The organism is Paraburkholderia translucens (assembly GCF_020881035.1).
In the GTDB taxonomy this organism is placed as follows: Bacteria; Pseudomonadota; Gammaproteobacteria; order Burkholderiales; family Burkholderiaceae; genus Paraburkholderia; species Paraburkholderia translucens.
Genome location: NZ_JAJITC010000006.1, coordinates 265,419 through 283,074, shown reverse-complemented (window position 1 = coordinate 283,074; position 17,656 = coordinate 265,419). Strand labels below are relative to the sequence as shown.

Below are 17,656 nucleotides of genomic sequence, written 5' to 3'. Positions count from 1 at the left end.
GGGGCGCGGTCAATGCGGCGCAGCCGCGGACTCGGGCACGGCGGCATTCCACCAGCCGCCGCCGAGCGCCTGGAACAGCGCCGCCGTGTCGGCGTAGCGCGCTGCCTGCGCCTGCGCGAGGCTCACCACTGTTTGCTGATATTGGCGTTGGGCATCGAGCAGCGCGAGGTAACTCACGCCGCCGACGCGATACTGCCCGCGCGTCAGTTCGAGCGAATCGCTCGCGGCGCGCGACGCGTCGGTCTGCGCCCGGAGGCCGGTCGCGTCGTGTTCGAGCGCGCGCAGCGTGTCCGCGACGTTCTGGAACGCGAGCAGCACGGTCTCGCGGTATTGCGCGCCGGCCTGCTCGTAGGCGGCCTCGGCCGAACGCCTCTGCGCGTTCAGCTGGCCGCCGTGAAAGACCGGTTGCAGCAAGCCCGCGCCGATGCTCCAGATCGTGCTGCCGGCCCTGAGCACCTCGGCGGGCGTCAACGCCTCGGCGCCGTAGCTTGCGGACAGCGTGATCTGCGGATACATCGCCGCGGTCGCGACGCCGACCTGCGCGCTCGCCTGATGCAGCGTGGCGTCGGCGGCGAGGATATCGGGGCGCTGGCGCACCAGCGACGACGGCAGGCTCACGGGCAGCGTGTCGGGCAGCGAGAACATGTCGAGCGAGAAGTCGGGGACCGTGGTGTCGCTCGGCAGCTTGCCGGCAAGCACCGCAAGCTGATGGCGGGCCTGATCGAGCTGCTGGTGCAGCGGCGGCAGCGTCGCGCGGGTCTGGGCGAGCAGCGTTTCCTGCGCGAGGACGGCCGCGCGGCTGACGCCGCCGAGTCCGAACTGCTGATTGAGCACGCTCAACTCCTGTTCTTCCTCGGTGGCGATGCGCTCGGTCGCGTCGATCTGCGCGCGCACTGACGCCTCCTTGACGGCCGCGGTCACGATGTTGGCCGATATGGCGAGCCAGGCGGCCTGCAACTGGAAGCGCTGATAGTCGATCTGCGCGTGTAGCGCTTCGAGTTCGCGCCGCGCGCCGCCGAACACGTCGAGCTTGTACGAGACGTTGACCGACGCGTTGTAGAGATTGAATTCCTCCACGAAGCCGGGCTGGCCGAACGCGATGCCGTTCACTTTCTCGCGCGCGGCGCTCAGTTGCGCGTCGACGCTCGGCAGCAAGGTGCCGCCCGCCTGTGCGCTGTAATTTTCGCGGGCTTGTCGCAACGCGGCCTGCGCCGAGGCCATGTTGGGACTGTTGGCGATGGCCTCGCGGATCAGCGCGTCGAGTGGCTCGCAATGAAAGAGCGTCCACCACGCGGCGGGGATGTCCTGGGCCGGAGCGAAACGTTGCGGCAGGCCGGCGGGACCGGGTGCGGAGGCGGTCTGCCCGGGCAGCGGCGTGGCGGTGAAGGTGTTGGTGGCCGGCGCGGGCGGGGAGTGGTAGTCGGGGCCGACCATGCAGCCGGTCAGCGCGACGCAGCCCCACAGTGCAATGTAGAGGCGTTGCCAGACAATACGCTGACTCACGTCGCTCATCGATCTACCTTGTATCGCCAGTGGCGGGTGGACCGGACAAAGATGTTCAGGTCGCCCGAACGTTCCTGGAGTTGTTGTCTTGCCGACGCTGGAATTTACCATGCACGACGTGAATCGCGCTTGGCCGGGAACTCGCTGGCAGACGAAGGTGGATACGAGATCACGTAGGAGGGTCTTCACCCGGCACCGCCGAGCGCGCCAGGTAGAACATCAGCGGCTTACGGAGCGCGAGCGACACCAGAAACGCGATGCCGACAAAGCCGGACGCCTTCGGTTCTTCGATCGCCTGGTGTTACCGGGCCGCGTCCGCCGCTCGCCGCTGCGCGATCAGATCCGCGAGCCGCGCGATCTGCTGCCCTTTCGCATCGAAGTTACCAGCGTCGAGCCACTGCTGATAACACGAGCGCAACGCCGGCCATTCGCTGTCGATGATCGAATGCCACGCCGTGTCGCGATTGCGCTCGCGGTAGACGATCGCCTGGCGGAAGATCCCCTCGAATGTGAATCCATAGCGCAGCGCGGCCTTGCGTGATGGCTCGTTCAGCGAATCGCACTTCCATTCGAAGCGTCGATAACCGAGCTTGTCGAACACTTCGCGGAGCAGCACGAACATCGCATCGGTCGCGATGCGCGTGCGCTTGAGCCGTGGCGAATAAGTCACGTTGCCGACTTCGATCACGCCGTTGGCGGGATCGATCCGCATCAGCGAGAGCGTGCCGACCGGCTTGGCCGTAGCGAGGTCGATCACCGTGTAGTGCAGCGGGTCGTTCGATGCCGCCATCTGCGTCAGACGCTCACGATAGGCCGCGAGGCTGTCGAATGGGCCGACCGCAAGATAGGTCCAGTCGCTGTCGTTGGGGGCCGAGCGGTACGCGTCGAAGAGGTCCGCCGCGTGGCGCTCGACGTCGACCGCTTCGAGCCGGCAATAGCGGCCGGTCATCGGCTCACGGCCCGGCAGTTGCGCGCCGTGCCAGCCGGGCACGGGCGCCCCGATCGGCTGGCCGTAGGCGTTACGTCTGGGTTCCATGTCTGTTCTCCTGTCGATGAATGGGCGATGCGGACGATACGGATGCAGGTCGATGGGGAACGATACGGCAAACGTGGTATGTTCAAAAGATCCACGACACGCTTATCCGATAGGTCCAGCCATCATGATTGAAATCATTGGACCCCTCGTCCACGCGGACGAGGCCATCGCCGCGTGCGGCGTCGCCCGGCCCGCGCCATTGCAAAAGCAGCTGATCGAGCGTCTGCAGCAGGCGATTCTCGCGGGCCGTTTGCCGGCCGGGTCGCGGCTGCCGTCGTCGCGGCTGCTCGCGGCCGAAATGGGCGTGTCGCGCAACACGGTGGTGATCGCCTACGAGCATCTCGCGGCGGTCGGCTATGTGATCGCCGATCGCCAGGGCACGCGCGTGAGCCGGCTGTCGAGTCCCGCCGCGCGTGGCGAGTCGGCGGCGGCCTCGGCCTCGCCGCAGGTCGCGTACGCGGCGCGCGTCGGCCAGTTCGCGGCATCGCACCCTCACGCCGGCAACGCGTATGCGCTAACCCCCGGCACGCCTGCACTCGACCGCTTCCCGCTTGCCGCATGGCGCCGCGCACTCGAACGGGCCATGGAGCGCTCGCTACCGCGCGCGCTCGGCTACGGCCCGCCCGCCGGCGAGCCCGCGTTGCGCGACGCGATCGCCGCGCATCTCCGCATGGCGCGCGGCGTGCGCTGCGACGGCTCGCAAGTCGTCATCACCGAGGGCGCGCAGGAAGCGCTGAACCTGTGCGTTCGTCTGCTGACCGATCCCGGCGATATCGCGTGGATCGAGGACCCCGGCTATCGCGGCGCGAAGGCCGCGTTCAACGCGGGCGACTTGCGCATGCAGCCGATTCCCGTCGACGACGAAGGCATGGCCGTGCCGGCCGGCGCGTGGGCCGCGAATCCGCCGAAGCTGATCTACACATCGCCCGCGCATCAGTATCCGACGGGCGCGGTGCTGTCGGTGGCGCGCCGGCTCGCGCTAATCGCGCAGGCGCGGCGCTGCGGCGCGTGGCTCATCGAGGACGATTACGACGGCGAGGTGCGCCACACCGGCGAGCCGATCGCGAGCATGCAGGGCCTCGTCGCCGAGGCACCGGTGCTGTACGTCGGCTCGTTCAGCAAGACGATGTTTCCGGCTTTGCGCGTTGGCTTTGTCGTGCTGCCGCGCACGATCGCCGCGCATGCCGCTGTTGCGCTGCAGGAAATGCTGCGCGGCGGGCATCGGCTGGAGCAGCTGGCGCTGGCGCATTTCATCGAAAGCGGCGAATTCGGGCGGCATCTCGGGCGGATGCGGCGGCTGTACCGCGAGCGCCAGCAGGCGCTGCGCGAGGCGCTGGCCGAGCATTTCCCGGCGGCGACGATTCTCGGTGGAGATTGCGGCATGCATCTGACGCTGCGGCTGCCCGCCTCGCTCGACGATCGCGCGCTCGCGGCGCGCGCTCACGCGCGGGGGCTCAGTCCGCGCGCGCTGTCGGGGTTCGCGCTCGGGGCGTCGGCGCAGACGAATGGGCTCGTGATCGGGTATGGCAACACCGACGCCGAGCGCTTGGGGCCTGCGGTGAAGGCGCTAGCGGAGTTGGTGCGGGAGATGGCGGGCGACGGGTGTGCCACCTTGGGCATATAAGTTTTACGTCTGTCCGCCCAGTCCATGTCGCGCTATCGTGTCGTATGCGCGGCGACTTCACCGTAGCGACGTGCTGGTTTGCCCGCATGTGCCGCGGTTGCCCGGCCGGCGGGCGGCGCGCTCGCGCGGCAGGCGATGGGCACGAACAATGCATGGAATGTGGTTATCGATGACGATTTATCCGACCGGAGACGACATGAAGGAAATCGAACCGACCCCGTGGTTTGACCTGACCATTCATACACCCGTCCGCGAAGGCTGGTACGAGGTGCAGTTGACGAGCGGGGACACAGCGTTTGCGAAATATGGCGACGGCGCGTGGACCGAAAAACCGTTGCTCGTGTTCACGCACTGGCGCGGACTGTCCGCCGATCCGACGAAAGCCGCCGATGGCGCGGCCGAGTCGATCAGCGCCGAGGCCACCGCCGCGCAGGGCGTGCGCGCCGCCTGGAATGCATTCTTCCCGGGACTCGGCGACGAACAGCACAAGCCGCTCGATGTCACACCGAACGGCAAAGCGCCTCATTGAAGATCCCCTGATATTCGTTTGACGCCTTGCTCCTGATCCGCGCAAAGGCCACTACGGCGCCGGCGGCACTTGCTTCGCTACGCGAGATGCGTTCGCGGCGGCGCCGGCGGCGGGATCCGCGCAGAGACGGGCTTAGGCGTTCCGTGCGGTCTCGCCTTCAGCGAATGCCTTGAGCGCATCGCCCGCCAGACGGTACCGCACCCATTCGCTTTGCGGATTCGCGCCGATCGACTTGTAGAAGCCGATGGCCGGTTCGTTCCAGTCGAGCACGCTCCATTCGAAGCGGCCACAGCCGGTTTCGCAGGCGATCTGCGCGAGATGGCGCAGCATTCGTTTGCCCGCGCCGCTGCCGCGCGATGCCGGCGACACGTACAGGTCTTCCAGATAAAGCCCCTGCTTGCCGAGCCACGTCGAATACGAAAAGAAGTACACGCAAAAACCGACGGGCTCGCCGTTCATTTCGCAGATCAGCGCTTTCGCGGGCGCACCCGCGGAAAACAGGCTTTTCTCGATGTCTTTGACGCCGGCGACGACTTCGTGCTCGGCTTTCTCGTAGACCGCTAGTTCGGTGATGAAGCGCAGGATCAGGGGGGCGTCGGAAGCGATGGCGGGGCGGATGTGGATCGTCAAGGTTCAGTGCTCGATGTGTTCGGGGGTGAATCGCGTCCGGCTGACGGCACGCGCCAAACGCGCCGGCGCCGGAATAGACTCATATCCTAGCAAAGAGCCCAAGGCCCCGCCTAAGAAGGACGGGACCTTTGACGTTTCCTACAGACCGAACGCGAAGAATTTCAGCGGCCCGGGTCCGCTGGTCGGGCCGGAACCCCAAAACACCACGCCGTCCGCGATGGCCGGTCCGGCATTGCACGCACCGCCGCTCTTGTGTGACCACAGTACCTTTCCGTTGGAAGCATCGAGGGCGTACATCGTGCCATTCAAGTAGTCGAGATTGCATCCGAAGACCACGCCATTGGCAACGCTCACAGCTGCTTCGGCGCGGCTTCCTAACTGATCCGGAGTGGTCCAGATTACTTCGCCGGAGTTTGCGTTAAGCGCTGCCCAGCCGCCAGCCGTCGTGGTGCCACCGCCGTTTGCCAATTGCCAAACGCCTGGCGTCGTACCCGCGCCGGTCATCCCGCTGTTCGATGCCGCAACGTAAACGAAATGGCCATCATTGGCCGATCCCCACTGGAGACCGCCCGTCAGTCCACCAGGGGCAACTTGCGTGGACCAGCGCACAACGCCCGTGTCTTCATCGAATGCCCAGAACATCCCGCTTTTCTGACCCGCGCCGACCAGTCTGCCGGCGTTGCCCTTACCCCCGAAGAGCATCGGTCCTTGTGCAAAGTCCCAATCCGGACCCTTGGGATTGGGGCAGTTGGCGTTGGGCGGAAGGGTAAAGACGCCCGGGACATTGAGACCGCAGCCTACATTCCATGTGTCGTATGGCAGGCCACGTGCCGACCATTTGATCGCGCCGGTGGTCATGTCTAGCGCAAGGATCGAGTCGAAGTGATCCTTCGGATCGATGCACGCTGTCGGCGTGCCACCGTTGTTCAGGCAGTCGAGCACGGTCTGCGGCACGGCCCAGTTGTTCCCGGAGCCCATGAACACAGTATTGCGCTGAACGTCCACGGCGCCCGTGCTACCCCAGACGGAACCGCCGTAATAACCCTCCGGCATCGTGAAGGTCTGCCACTTGATCGCGCCGGTCGCGACATCGAGCGCGACGATGCTGCCGCGGAAAGTCCACTGCCACACAGGCGGGGGGACATAGGCAGCATTCAATTCTTCGTTCGATGCAATCCCGACGAAAGCCGTACCGTTCGCGATAACGGCCGACTGCGTGACCATTGAATACACCGTTTTGTCGACCTGGGTGTTCCAAAGTAGGGCGCCCGTGTTCTTGTCAACGGCAAAGACATGGGCTGATTGTGGGTTCGACAGTTTGCCGCTCTGATTGCCGAGTATCAGTGCGTTTCCAGAGATAGCGGGAGTTGCGCGCGCGTAGTCGTTGGGGATGCCGGTATAGGACGATACGAGGTTCTGCCAGATAGTGTGACCGGTTTTCCTGTCGACCTTGTAAAGATATCCCGCGGAATCCGGGAAATAAGCATAGTTGTCATCGAGGGCAGGGGTCGCGGTCACGTTTCCGGCTGTACTGATTTCCCACAGCTCGTGAAGGGAACCAGCAGTCTTCGGACTGATCGTCGATTCGTTTTCCTGATTTCGGGAGTTCGTCAAGCCGTTACCCGAAGTCGGCCAATCAGTTGCATATGCGACGCTACCCGTTATCAAGCCAAGCAGCAGCGCACACGTTGAACACAACGTTTTAGTTCTCATGTCATCTCCTCCGGACTCTTTTGTAGGTTATGCGTTCACGCTTTTGCGAAGCGTCAGTTTTGGTAGTTCGGACAACCACGTAAATAATCTGTAGCGGCGGGACGGAGAGATTCGAGAATATAGTGAGCGTCTATTCGGTGCATTGGCGTAATGTACGCAATCGCACAGAACGAGTCATATCAGCACGGCTTGCCAGTGCTGCTTGACGCATTGCGAACATCATTTCGATGTATTTGTTCGATTGGCAAAAGCGAGTTCGCGAAATGGTTGCGATTGCAAGAACGTCGAACCGCCTTAACTCTTCGGCAACCCAGACTTGCCACGCGGCTTTCGCGGCTTGGGCTCCACCCCCACACGCGGATCACGCTCGAGCACAAGCGCCGTCAGCTGCTCGACAGTGTCTTCAAACGCGGGGTCCTCTTGCGGCACATAGAGCCATTTCCGAATCACCGGATGAAGCCGCAATGCAGGCATATCGGCAATCAACGCAGCATGGCGTTCCTGCGACGTGCAGACGAGCAGTCCATTCCACGGCTTATCGCGATCGGCGGCAATCAGGCACAACAGCCCATCGATATACGCAGCGTCACAACCAAACATCCGCCTACGTACATAAGTCGGATCGCGTTCGAACGCGTCGAAGATCCAGAGGAGTGAATTGCTGATCGAAGAGGGCATCGGCGGAAAATCCCGGCAAGCGGAGAGGAAAGAAGCTAAGTCTACGCAAGTTCCCCGGACACGCCAGAAAAGCCGATTGAAGATCAGCAAGCGCGCGGCATCGGTATCAATTGCATTGAAACGGGCAATGCCAGATTGTCGGTTCAGTAAAAAATGCAATATCGAAACGTGAATCCGGTTAAAGCCCTGGTCTATACGAATAGGGGTTCAAGGAACCACGCAATACACCAAGGTGTCCAAATGATTGTCACCCTTCTATTTGCATTTTGGGGAGATATCAAATGGCTGCCACGCAATCAGAGGCGCTGCCTCTCTCCGGTGAGGAGGCTCGGCGCCAATTGCGCCGCGCTGTCATTGCCAGCACGATTGGTACCACCATCGAGTGGTATGACTTCTTCCTGTATAGCATCGTGACAGGTCTCGTATTCGCGAAGCTGTTTTTTCCGGAATCAGACCCGCTCGTCGGCACCCTCCAGGCTTTTCTGATTTACGCTGTCGGCTTTATCGCGCGACCGATTGGCGCGGCGATTTTCGGCCACTATGGCGATCGCATCGGGCGTAAAGCCACGTTGATCGCGACGCTATTGCTGATGGGACTCGCGACGTTTGCCGTGGGCTTCGTTCCGACCTACGCGACAATCGGCATCTGGGGTGCAATCGTGCTCACGGTGCTGCGCTTCATTCAGGGTGTGGGCGTTGGCGGCGAGTGGGGCGGCTCGGTGCTGATGTCGATGGAATGGGCACGCACCAACAAGCATCGCGGCTTCGTCGCGTCCTGGCCGCAGTTCGGGGTACCGGCGGGATTGTTCATCGCGAATCTGGTGGTGCTGGCCACAAGCCAGATCTCCGGCAGCGCATTTGCCACGTGGGGTTGGCGGGTACCGTTTTTCCTCAGTATCGTGCTGGTTGCGATTGGCCTTTATATTCGCTTGAGTATTCTCGAGACGCCGATCTTCGCGAAACTCCTCGCTGAACGCAGGATCGAAAAGGCGCCGATGCGCGAAGTATTGCGCCGGCAGCCAAAAGACATTCTTCTCTCGGCGTTTGCGCGCATGGCGGAACAGGCGCCGTTTTATATCTTCACGGCCTTTATATTCACCTATGGCGTGATCAGGCTGGGCGTCTCGCGCGACCTGTTGCTCATGGCGGTGTTGGCCGCAGCGGTACTGGAATTATTTACGATCCCGTTCTTTGGTCACATGTCTGATCTGATCGGACGGCGACGCATGTACGTGATCGGCGCCGCTGCTGCCGGGCTATTCGGTTTTTTGTACTTTTTCATGCTCGGCACCCGTAACCCGGTATGGATCTTTGTGGCCATCGTGCTTTCGCTGGTGCCGCATGCAATGATGTATGGTCCTCAGGCCGCGTTGATCGCGGAATCGTTCACGGGGCGTCTGCGTTACAGCGGTGCGTCGATGGGTTATCAGTTGGCGTCGGTCATTGCCGGCGGTCCGGCACCGTTGATTGCGACTGCGCTGTACGCTTACTTCCACTCGGGCTTTGCGGTGGCGTGGTATGTCTTCGCGTGCGCGGTGATGAGTGTGGCCGCCGCTTTGCAATTGGGCGATCGCACGAATAAGGACATTTCGCGGGAATACGACGACGCGCATGCGATGCATGACAAGGGACGCGCCACTCCGTGATCGATCAGGCGGATGGCCGGCCACAGCGGCCATCCGCTGAATCAGCCATCAACTCTTCAGCGGCAACCAGACTTCGAGTCCACCCATTCCCGTCACCGGATCGAACTGTTCGCCATACCGTTCGAAATGCGGTGCATCGGCAGGCACATGCCCCGATGCGGGCAGCCACTGATTCCAGATCGTATTCATCGTGCGGCGAATGCCCGAAATGTGCTCGCGATGACTGAACACCGCATACCGTTGCGCTGCGATACGGACACGACTCAATTCGGACGGCAATGCCGAAAAATCGCCGACTTCGACGCCGCACATGTAGTCGAAGTTACCGAGTTCATCGGCGTTATAGCTGACGCCATAGGCCACCATGCCGACCTGTCCCGGCACTTTGCCGTACCAGGCGCCGAAGCGTTGCCATTGCGACGGAATCGCCTTGCTGGTCTCGCACGTATAGCGCTCGCTCAGTCCGGCGACGAGAAACGGCTTGCCGTCTTCGAAACGCGGCGGTTCCAGATGAGTCAGAAGAGTTTCGTCCATTTTGATCGGCTCCACGATGCTCAGGTTGTCGAGATGACCCCGCGCGCGCAGTGCGTCGGGCGTGAGCCCGAACTGCTCGCGAAACGCGCGCGTGAATGCTTCGTGAGAGCCGTAACCGGCATCGATGGCGAGCGCGAGAATATCGGGTGCGCCGCCGGCGAGCCGCCGCGCGGCCACGCTCAAGCGACGCGCGCGCACGTAGCGCATGACCGAAAGGCCGGTTGCCGCTTCGAACGCGCGCGCCAGATGAAAGCGGGACACGCACGCGCAGCGGGCGATGTCGTCGAGCGTCAGTTCGCCGGCGAAATGGCTTTCGATAAACCAGAGCGCTTTTCCAACCGGATTCATCTCGGCTCTCAGGTCAGCATGAGGCCAGCATAATCAGAGGCGAACTCACGCATTTGATCGCGCTTGCGGTTTTGCAGCGGCGGCGGAGGGCGAAGTCGAATCCGCCACGTTACGATGCGCGCCTGCGGCAGCACTGGCCTGCCCCGGCCTCAACAACACGCCACCCAGCACGCCGGCCGCCGCCGCAAAAATCGCTCCAGACAGAAACGCGATGTGATACCCGCTGGTCAGCGCGGCTGCCACACTCGACGACGCCTGCATCGCCTCGCTGCGCGCCTCGGCAAGGCTCGCGAGCACTGCGAGCCCGAGCGCTCCGCCCATCATGAACGACGTGTTGACGATGCCCGACGCGAGACCCGAATCGGCGGGATCGACGTCGCTCATCGCGGCGAGCAGCAGCGGATTGAACGCGATGCCCGCGCCGACGCCAAGCAGGATCATGCCGGGCAACACGTCGGGCACGAAGCTGCCGTCAACGGGTGCGCGCGCGAACAACGCCAGCCCGCATGCCGCGAGCAGCAGGCCCGCCGCGAGCGGTCGACGCAGCCCGAAGCGCATCACCACACGCGCCGACACGCCCAGCGAAAAGAGTCCCATGATGAGGTTCGCGGGCAGAAACGCGAGCCCGACCTGCAACGGCGGATAGCCGAGCACGCGCTGCAGATACAGCGCCGAAATAAAGAACCACGCGAACATTGCCGCCGCCCACAACACGCCGACCACGTTCGCGGTCGCGACATTACGCGAACGCAGCAAACCGAGCGGCATCAACGGATGCTCGACTCGCGCCTCGATCGTGAGGAACGCGGCAAGAAGCGCGAGCGCGGCAAACAGCAGACCGAGCGTTTGCGCCGAAGTCCAGCCCGCCTCGTTGCCGTTGACGACCGCATAGACCGCGAGCATCAGCGACGCAGTCACGCTGAGCGCGCCGGCCACGTCGAGCCGTTCGCCGTGCGCGTGGCCGCGCGCGGCGGGCAGCAGCGCGAGGCACAGCGCGTACACCGCAATGCCGATCGGCAGATTGACCAGAAAGATCCAGTGCCAGCTCAGCAGGTTCGTCAGCAGTCCGCCGAGCAGCACGCCGATGCTGCCGCCGCCCGCGCAGACGAAGCCGTATACGCCCATCGCTTTGGCCCGTTCGCCCGGTTCAGTGAACAGATTCATGATCAGCGACAGCGACACCGCCGAGACGATCGCACCGCCCAGGCCCTGCACGGCGCGCGCGGCGACCAGAAGTACTTGCGAATTCGCGAGTCCGCAGGCGAGGGAGGCGAGCGTGAACAGCGTTATGCCGAAGAGAAATAGCCTGCGGTGTCCGTACAGGTCGCCAAGCCGTCCACCGAGGAGCAGGAAGCCGCCGAACGTCAGCATGTATGCGTTGACGACCCAGACGAGCGAGGTTTGGCTGAAGCCGAGATCGGCTGCGATGGACGGCAGCGCGACGTTCACGATGGTCGTGTCGAGCACGATCATCAGCACGCCGAGGCAGAGCACGATGAGCGCGAGCCAGCGCTGTTTCTCGTGGACGGGATGAGCCATGCGGACGCCCCTTTTACGTGGATTCTGACGATTGCCGCCGATGGGCATTCGAGTCTAGCACCCCCACGTATCGCGCCCAACTACGAAATCCTGGGCGGCGGCTCGGCGCGTCGATAGGCATTGGCTACGTCGTATTTGCCACCGTGCTCGAGTGCGCACTGATACGCCCGCTGGGATCACCTTCGTGGCGAAGAAAGAACTCCATCGTTGTAGTTGCAAATAGTCTTCTGCATGCAGTATGTTCGACCGTCGGGATTCTATTTCGAACCGCTCGAAGACACTGCACGCTCAGACCTTCGCCCTGTCCTCCTCTGCTGGGTCAGCATCGTACAACCACACCTGCCCGTCGCATCGGGCGCAAACGGCCAGCGCTCGCGCACGTGACGCATCCGGCCGCAATACGGTGCCACGGTATTCGCAAGCAGCGCACACGTACGTGTAACGCACCTCATTGAGTATCTTCATCAACAGTCTCCTGGCCGGAATGGTTGGCATCGCGGCCATGACGATGCTGTGATTCTAGGAAAGTCAAGCCTTCTCGATGCTTTCAGCAGGGGTAGCTTCTGATGGGGGTTTTCCTGAGTCCCCTCATGGAAATCCCTTGCTCGCAATGGTTCGGCTTGAAAGCCGCAGGAAGGATTCGCGCTTCCACAATCGGTCCGTCGATGCATAGAGGCAGCACTTCGCTGCCGACAACAATGGAGACTATCGATGCGACAGAGATTGAAGGCGTTTCGTCAGATTACCGGCGCTTGCTGCCTGCTGTTCGGACTTGCTGCCCAGCAGCACGCGATGGCTGCGGGCACTGAGAAGATCACCATCATGGTCGGCGGCATCACCAAGCTGATCTATCTGCCCGCGCGCCTGACCGAGCAGCTCGGCTACTTCAAGGACGAAGGACTCGATGTCGAGTTGCTGTCGCAACCTGCCGGCGTCGACGCTGAGAACGAACTGCTGGCCGGTGCCGTCCAGGCTGTCGTAGGTTTCTACGATCACACGATCGATCTGCAAGCCAAGGGCAAGGATGTCAAAGCGATTGTCGTGTTCGGCCAGGTGCCGGGTGAAGTCGAAATGGTCTCGACCAAAGCGGCCGACACGATCAAATCGATGGCCGACGTCAAGGGCAAGACTCTGGGCGTGACGGGTCTCGGTTCGTCAACCAGCTTTCTGACGCAGTACCTTGCCGGCCAGCACGGCATCCAGTCGACCGAATACACGATGCTGCCGGTCGGCGCTGACGCCAGCTTCATTGCTGCAATCAAACAAGGCCGTATCGACGCCGGTATGACAACGGAGCCTACCGTCTCGGCGCTGCAGAAAGCCGGCGACGCGAAGGTGCTCGTCGACATGCGCTCGGTGGAGGGCACGAAAGCCGCGCTGGGTGGCACCTATCCCGCGTCGAGTCTGTACGTGCAGGCGGCGTGGGCTGATTCGCACAAGACGGAAGCCGCGAAGCTCGCCCATGCGTTCGTGCGCACGATGCAATTCATCCACACGCACAGCGCCGAGGAGATCGCGGCGAAGATGCCCGACGACTATCAGAAAGACAAGCCGCTCTACGTGAGCGCGCTGAAGGCCTCTTTGCCGATGTACACGGCAGACGGAAAGATGCCCGCCGACGGTCCGGCAACCGTACTCAAGGTTCTGTCGGCGTTCAACCCGTCGGTCAAGGGCAAGCACGTCGAGCTGACAAAGACCTACACGAACGAGTTTGTCAGCTCGAAATAGGTGACTGGCGCGTTAGGCGCCGGGTTACCACTCCAGAGCGTCCCGGTCAAATCCATCGATGAACGGAATCACAAACGAGGCCGGCGCCTCATCGCGTATCAGTGGATTCACTGAGTTGTACAAAAGATACGGGAAAGGAACGTGAAGGATTGGGGTCCCTAGGATTGCGCCACTGGAGATGACGGACGGGTTGTCACAGCAGCGGCCAGCAGCAAAGGCCCTGATCAGGATAGGCAAGATTTCAACGCAGCAACTTGAGGAGACGGACTTGAAAACAAGATACCTTGCGCTCGCGGTCGCAGCCACCGCATTCGGGGCAAGCGGCGCATATGCCCAATCGAGCGTTCAGCTCTACGGCCTGATGGACCTGAGCGTGCCGACTTACCAGTCGCACGCGGACGCGAACGGCAATCATGTCATCGGCATGGGTATCGGCGGTGAACCGTGGTTCAGCGGCAGCCGCTGGGGCATGAGGGGCGCGGAGGACATCGGCGCCGGCACGAAGATCATCTTCCGGCTGGAAAGCGAATTCGTCGTTGCCAACGGTCAAATGGAAGACCCGGGTCAGCTTTTCGACCGCGACGCATGGGTCGGCGTTGAAAACGAGACGTTCGGCAAGTTTACGGCGGGCTTCCAGAACACCATTGCCCGCGATGCAGCGGCGATCTACGGCGACCCGTATGGCAACGCGCGCCTGACGACGGAAGAGGGCGGCTGGACGAACGCAAACAACTTCAAGCAGATGATTTTCTACGCGGCCAGCGCAACCGGCACGCGTTATGAAAACGGCCTCGCGTGGAAGAAGCTGTTCGACAACGGCATCTTCGCGAGTGCGGGTTACGCGTTCGGCAACCAGACGAGCTTCGGCACCAACGCGAACTATCAGGTTGCACTGGGCTATAACGGCGGCCCGTTCAGCGCGTCCGGCTTCTATAGCCACGTGAACCGCGAGGGCAACACGAACCAGTCGTTCTCGGTCGGTGGCAACTACACGTTCGGCATTCTGCGCGCGAACGCCGGTTACTTCCGTTACCTCGGGAATCAGGGCGCGCTGGGTCAGCGTCAGGATAATGCGTGGACCGTGTCGCTCAAGCTGTCGCCGAAGGGTCCGCTCGATTACCAACTCGGCTATCAGCAGATGCGCGTGAAGAACGCCGCGTACAACGCCGACGGCAATATTCCGAACGCGAACATCGGCGCCTTCGATCCGACCTCGGGCTTGCACAACGGTTGGAAGGAAACGCTGTACTGGTCCGCGTTTTATCACCTGTCCAAGCGCACCGAAGTGTATCTGGCCGGCGACTACATGAGGTTGCATGGCGGCTACACGGTCGGCACCACGTTCGGCGCGACGAACCAGCTCGAACTGACCACGGGTGTGCGTACCCGGTTCTGATCGGGAACCAGCCTCGCAGCGCATCCGTTTCGATTGTGTTCTCCAGCTTGCGGCCGCGGACCTTTCCGCGGCCGCATTTTCGCTTCTGCAGGCGAGGCAGAGGCATGTTCGGAAATACAACTATCCGAACCGCGCTCACGGTCACGATCGCCGGCTGCACAGCCGCGTTGATATTCGTGATTTCACTATCCGTCTCTGGTTTGAAGACCGTGGCAGCGCAACCTGTGTAGCGATCGAAGGTCCAAGCGGAGGAGAGTGGCGTGCCAGGAGGTGCGATATGGACACTCGAGCGATGCTGCGCGCGGTTGCGACCGTGTTGCTGGCAGGAATGGTTCTCTTTGGCCTCGGTGGTTGCGAGGCGTTGAGCGGGCCGCCCGCGGCAGAATGGCCGGGTCCACACGCACCGTATCCTTTTCCTGACGATGTTCCGCATCGAACGCAGTGATCCCAACGACGCCCTCGGGCAAAGAGCCCACTCCCTCGACGCTGACTGGCGTTCTCAAGTTTGCGGAGATCGATACGGTTACGTGACATGACATCGGTATTCGCGCAAACTACGATCGACTACAACTGACAACGCATGACAGTCATATCGAATGCAAAGCGAACCGCAAGTCAGTGTTGTCCGGCAGATTCCGCGTAGCGTGTGGGTCCTCGGTTGGGTCAGTCTATTCATGGACATCTCATCCGAAATCATTCACAGCCTGTTGCCGATGTTTCTGCTGACGACCCTTGGCGCGAGCGCTGGCGCGATCGGCCTCATCGAGGGTATCGCGGAGGCCACCGCGCCCATCGTCAAAGTATTTTCGGGCACGCTCAGTGACTATCTGGGCAACCGTAAATGGCTGGCTGTAGCGGGGTACTCTCTGGGTGCACTGAGCAAGCCGCTATTTGCCATTGCGCCGACGCTCGGAATCGTGGTGATGGCGCGCATCATGGACCGGATAGGCAAGGGTATCCGGGGTGCGCCGCGCGACGCGCTGGTCGCGGATATTACCCCGCAGCACTTGCGCGGTGCGGCCTTCGGGCTACGCCAGGCGCTCGACACAGTGGGGGCGTTCCTCGGACCGCTGCTGGCGGTTCTCATCATGCAGATGGGGGCAGACAACTTCCGGCTTGCCTTCTGGATGGCGGTCGTTCCAGGGCTGCTCGCCGTTGGCTTGTTGACAGTTGGTGTCAAGGAGCCCGTGCATGAGCGTCACGCCGAGAGGAGCAATCCTGTGCGCTGGGCGAGCCTCAGAGACCTCGATCTGAAGTACTGGTGGGTGGTCGGAATCGGCGCCGTTTTTTCGCTGGCGCGGTTCAGCGAGGCATTTCTGGTTCTGCGTGCCATGGGAAGCGGCGTACCGATTGCCCTGGTGCCGCTCGTCATGGTCGTCATGAATGTCGTCTATGCAGTGTCCGCTTATCCGTTCGGCAAGCTCGCGGACACCATGAGCCATTCGCGGCTATTGGTAGCAGGTCTGGTCGTGTTGATCGCCGCCGACGTCGTTCTCGCGCACGGCACCCACTGGAGCATCGTAATGGTGGGAGTCGCGCTTTGGGGACTGCACATGGGCTTGACCCAGGGCCTGTTAGCGACGATGGTTGCACACACTGCGCCACCACATCTGCGCGGCACCGGGTTCGGCTTCTTCAATCTGCTGAGCGGCATCGTGACGTTGGCTGCGAGCGTCATCGCGGGGCAGTTGTGGGAACGTTTGGGCGCAGCCACTACGTTTTACGCGGGTGCGGTCTTCAGTGTCGCGACCGTCGTGCTGCTTCTGTTCTACCCGACACCTGCCGCCGGCGAAGCGCGCTGAGGCGCGAGGTCGGGGCGTGGCCGATCAGTTGCCGCCTCACGCACGCGGATTGTGGCTACGCCCCCGGCGACCTCCGACACCTGCACCCCGCCGGCAAACCGTGCCATCATGTCGACGATTCAGCAGATGTTTTCGGGCGGACAGAAGTCACGTTTGTTGCACGCGCTTCAGTACCGCTATGTCCGCCAGGCCGAGCCGCTCGGTCTCGGTCACGCGGTTTTGTGCGCACAAAAGCTGATTGGCGAAGAACCTTTCGCGGTCGTTCTCGCCGACGACCTGCTCGAAGGTCAGCCGCCTGTTCTCGAACAGATGGTGCACATCTTCAGCCATTACGACTCGTCGGTAATCGCGGTCGAAGAATTCGGCGCGGAGGGGGCGTGCTCGCACGGCGTGATTGGCGGACGGCATTGGGACGAGCATGTGATCAACGTGTCGAGCATCGTCGAAAAGCCAGCGCCGGAACAGGCGCCGTCGTCATTCGGCGTCGCGGGGCGCTATGTGCTGATGCCTGCGGTGTTCGAACATTTGCGCGCGGTGCGGCCCGACGCAAATGGCGAGATTCAACTGACCCCCGCCATTCACTCGATGCTCGGAAGCGAGCAGGTGCTCGCCTATGAGTTCATCGGCAGGCGGTATGACTGCGGGACGAAACTCGGTTATCTCCAGGCAACCGTCGATTTTGCTTTGCAACATAACGAAGTGCACGATGCATTCGATGCGTGGTTGCGTAAGCGTGTGGATGGCGGGACGGGTGCGTCACGGAAGGCGCGTTAGCCGGAGCGAACGCTCTGACCGGATCAGGGTCCGGTAAATTCGTACGCTATCGAACACACGCCTTCGCGCTGAATCCCCATGATTTGCCGGTCAACGCTTGTCCCCGAAGCGGTTGTCCGAGTGTGGCGATGGAGAGCCCGGAGCGATTCCGACGGGTGTCAATATGGGTTCGCGCG

General features: G+C 62.4%; 13 protein-coding genes and 1 pseudogene. 7 read left to right on the top strand and 7 right to left on the bottom strand.

Going from position 1 to position 17,656, the window contains the following annotated elements:
- Positions 1-9: 9 nt before the first annotated feature.
- Positions 10-1,512: an efflux transporter outer membrane subunit gene (locus LJ655_RS13530; protein WP_230561744.1), complete on the bottom strand. Its 1,503-nt coding sequence runs from the start codon at positions 1,510-1,512 to the stop codon at positions 10-12.
- Between the two features lie 292 nt (positions 1,513-1,804).
- Positions 1,805-2,539, bottom strand: coding sequence for a GNAT family N-acetyltransferase (locus LJ655_RS13525; protein ID WP_230561743.1), 735 nt, complete (start codon positions 2,537-2,539; stop codon positions 1,805-1,807).
- A 124-nt stretch (positions 2,540-2,663) separates the two neighbouring features.
- Between LJ655_RS13525 and pdxR the strand changes: the two genes are divergently transcribed.
- Both pdxR and LJ655_RS13515 read left to right on the top strand, forming a co-directional pair.
- The gene (pdxR, locus tag LJ655_RS13520; protein ID WP_230561742.1) at positions 2,664-4,163 is read left to right on the top strand and encodes a MocR-like pyridoxine biosynthesis transcription factor PdxR; all 1,500 of its coding nucleotides are present in this window, start codon (positions 2,664-2,666) and stop codon (positions 4,161-4,163) included.
- A 196-nt stretch (positions 4,164-4,359) separates the two neighbouring features.
- A complete protein-coding gene (locus LJ655_RS13515) occupies positions 4,360-4,692 on the top strand; it encodes a hypothetical protein (protein ID WP_230561914.1) in 333 nt (110 codons plus the stop codon).
- Positions 4,693-4,824: 132 nt separating this feature from the next.
- Here LJ655_RS13515 and LJ655_RS13510 read toward each other — a convergent pair whose 3' ends face one another.
- The 3 genes from LJ655_RS13510 to LJ655_RS13500 form a co-directional block, all read right to left on the bottom strand.
- On the bottom strand, positions 4,825-5,322 hold the full coding sequence (locus LJ655_RS13510) for a GNAT family N-acetyltransferase (protein ID WP_230561741.1): 498 nt from the start codon (positions 5,320-5,322) through the stop codon (positions 4,825-4,827).
- Between the two features lie 138 nt (positions 5,323-5,460).
- A complete protein-coding gene (locus LJ655_RS13505; RefSeq protein ID WP_230561740.1) occupies positions 5,461-7,035 on the bottom strand; it encodes an outer membrane protein assembly factor BamB family protein in 1,575 nt (524 codons plus the stop codon).
- Positions 7,036-7,329: 294 nt separating this feature from the next.
- On the bottom strand, positions 7,330-7,713 hold the full coding sequence (locus LJ655_RS13500) for a hypothetical protein (protein ID WP_230561913.1): 384 nt from the start codon (positions 7,711-7,713) through the stop codon (positions 7,330-7,332).
- A 281-nt stretch (positions 7,714-7,994) separates the two neighbouring features.
- Here LJ655_RS13500 and LJ655_RS13495 point away from each other — a divergent pair, with 281 nt between their 5' ends.
- On the top strand, positions 7,995-9,359 hold the full coding sequence (locus LJ655_RS13495; RefSeq protein WP_230561739.1) for an MFS transporter: 1,365 nt from the start codon (positions 7,995-7,997) through the stop codon (positions 9,357-9,359).
- Between the two features lie 48 nt (positions 9,360-9,407).
- On the opposite strand, the gene LJ655_RS13490 is transcribed toward LJ655_RS13495, so the two are convergent.
- Together LJ655_RS13490 and LJ655_RS13485 are read right to left on the bottom strand one after the other, a co-directional pair.
- Positions 9,408-10,241, bottom strand: coding sequence for an AraC family transcriptional regulator (locus tag LJ655_RS13490; protein WP_230561738.1), 834 nt, complete (start codon positions 10,239-10,241; stop codon positions 9,408-9,410).
- 45 nt (positions 10,242-10,286) lie between these two features.
- Positions 10,287-11,780: a DHA2 family efflux MFS transporter permease subunit gene (locus LJ655_RS13485; RefSeq protein WP_230561737.1), complete on the bottom strand. Its 1,494-nt coding sequence runs from the start codon at positions 11,778-11,780 to the stop codon at positions 10,287-10,289.
- A 711-nt stretch (positions 11,781-12,491) separates the two neighbouring features.
- Here LJ655_RS13485 and LJ655_RS13480 point away from each other — a divergent pair.
- The 4 genes and pseudogenes from LJ655_RS13480 to LJ655_RS13465 all read left to right on the top strand — a co-directional run.
- Positions 12,492-13,508, top strand: a complete 1,017-nt coding sequence (locus tag LJ655_RS13480) for an ABC transporter substrate-binding protein (protein ID WP_230561736.1) — start codon at positions 12,492-12,494, stop codon at positions 13,506-13,508.
- 223 nt (positions 13,509-13,731) lie between these two features.
- The gene (locus LJ655_RS13475) at positions 13,732-14,904 is read left to right on the top strand and encodes a porin (RefSeq protein WP_486644371.1); all 1,173 of its coding nucleotides are present in this window, start codon (positions 13,732-13,734) and stop codon (positions 14,902-14,904) included.
- Positions 14,905-15,500: 596 nt separating this feature from the next.
- A complete protein-coding gene (locus tag LJ655_RS13470; RefSeq protein WP_230561734.1) occupies positions 15,501-16,706 on the top strand; it encodes an MFS transporter in 1,206 nt (401 codons plus the stop codon).
- 177 nt (positions 16,707-16,883) lie between these two features.
- A pseudogene (locus LJ655_RS13465) lies at positions 16,884-17,480 on the top strand (UTP--glucose-1-phosphate uridylyltransferase); the annotation flags it as partial.
- Between the last annotated feature and the right edge of the window lie 176 nt (positions 17,481-17,656).

Coding starts and splice junctions, on each gene's coding strand:
- LJ655_RS13490 (WP_230561738.1), bottom strand. CDS start 10,241: ATGAATCCGGTTGGAAAAGCGCTCTGGTTTATCGAAAGCCATTTCGCC.
- LJ655_RS13515 (WP_230561914.1), top strand. CDS start 4,360: ATGAAGGAAATCGAACCGACCCCGTGGTTTGACCTGACCATTCATACA.
- LJ655_RS13505 (WP_230561740.1), bottom strand. CDS start 7,035: ATGAGAACTAAAACGTTGTGTTCAACGTGTGCGCTGCTGCTTGGCTTG.
- LJ655_RS13530 (WP_230561744.1), bottom strand. CDS start 1,512: ATGAGCGACGTGAGTCAGCGTATTGTCTGGCAACGCCTCTACATTGCA.
- LJ655_RS13485 (WP_230561737.1), bottom strand. CDS start 11,780: ATGGCTCATCCCGTCCACGAGAAACAGCGCTGGCTCGCGCTCATCGTG.
- LJ655_RS13470 (WP_230561734.1), top strand. CDS start 15,501: ATGCAAAGCGAACCGCAAGTCAGTGTTGTCCGGCAGATTCCGCGTAGC.
- LJ655_RS13525 (WP_230561743.1), bottom strand. CDS start 2,539: ATGGAACCCAGACGTAACGCCTACGGCCAGCCGATCGGGGCGCCCGTG.
- pdxR (WP_230561742.1), top strand. CDS start 2,664: ATGATTGAAATCATTGGACCCCTCGTCCACGCGGACGAGGCCATCGCC.
- LJ655_RS13495 (WP_230561739.1), top strand. CDS start 7,995: ATGGCTGCCACGCAATCAGAGGCGCTGCCTCTCTCCGGTGAGGAGGCT.
- LJ655_RS13500 (WP_230561913.1), bottom strand. CDS start 7,713: ATGCCCTCTTCGATCAGCAATTCACTCCTCTGGATCTTCGACGCGTTC.
- LJ655_RS13480 (WP_230561736.1), top strand. CDS start 12,492: ATGCGACAGAGATTGAAGGCGTTTCGTCAGATTACCGGCGCTTGCTGC.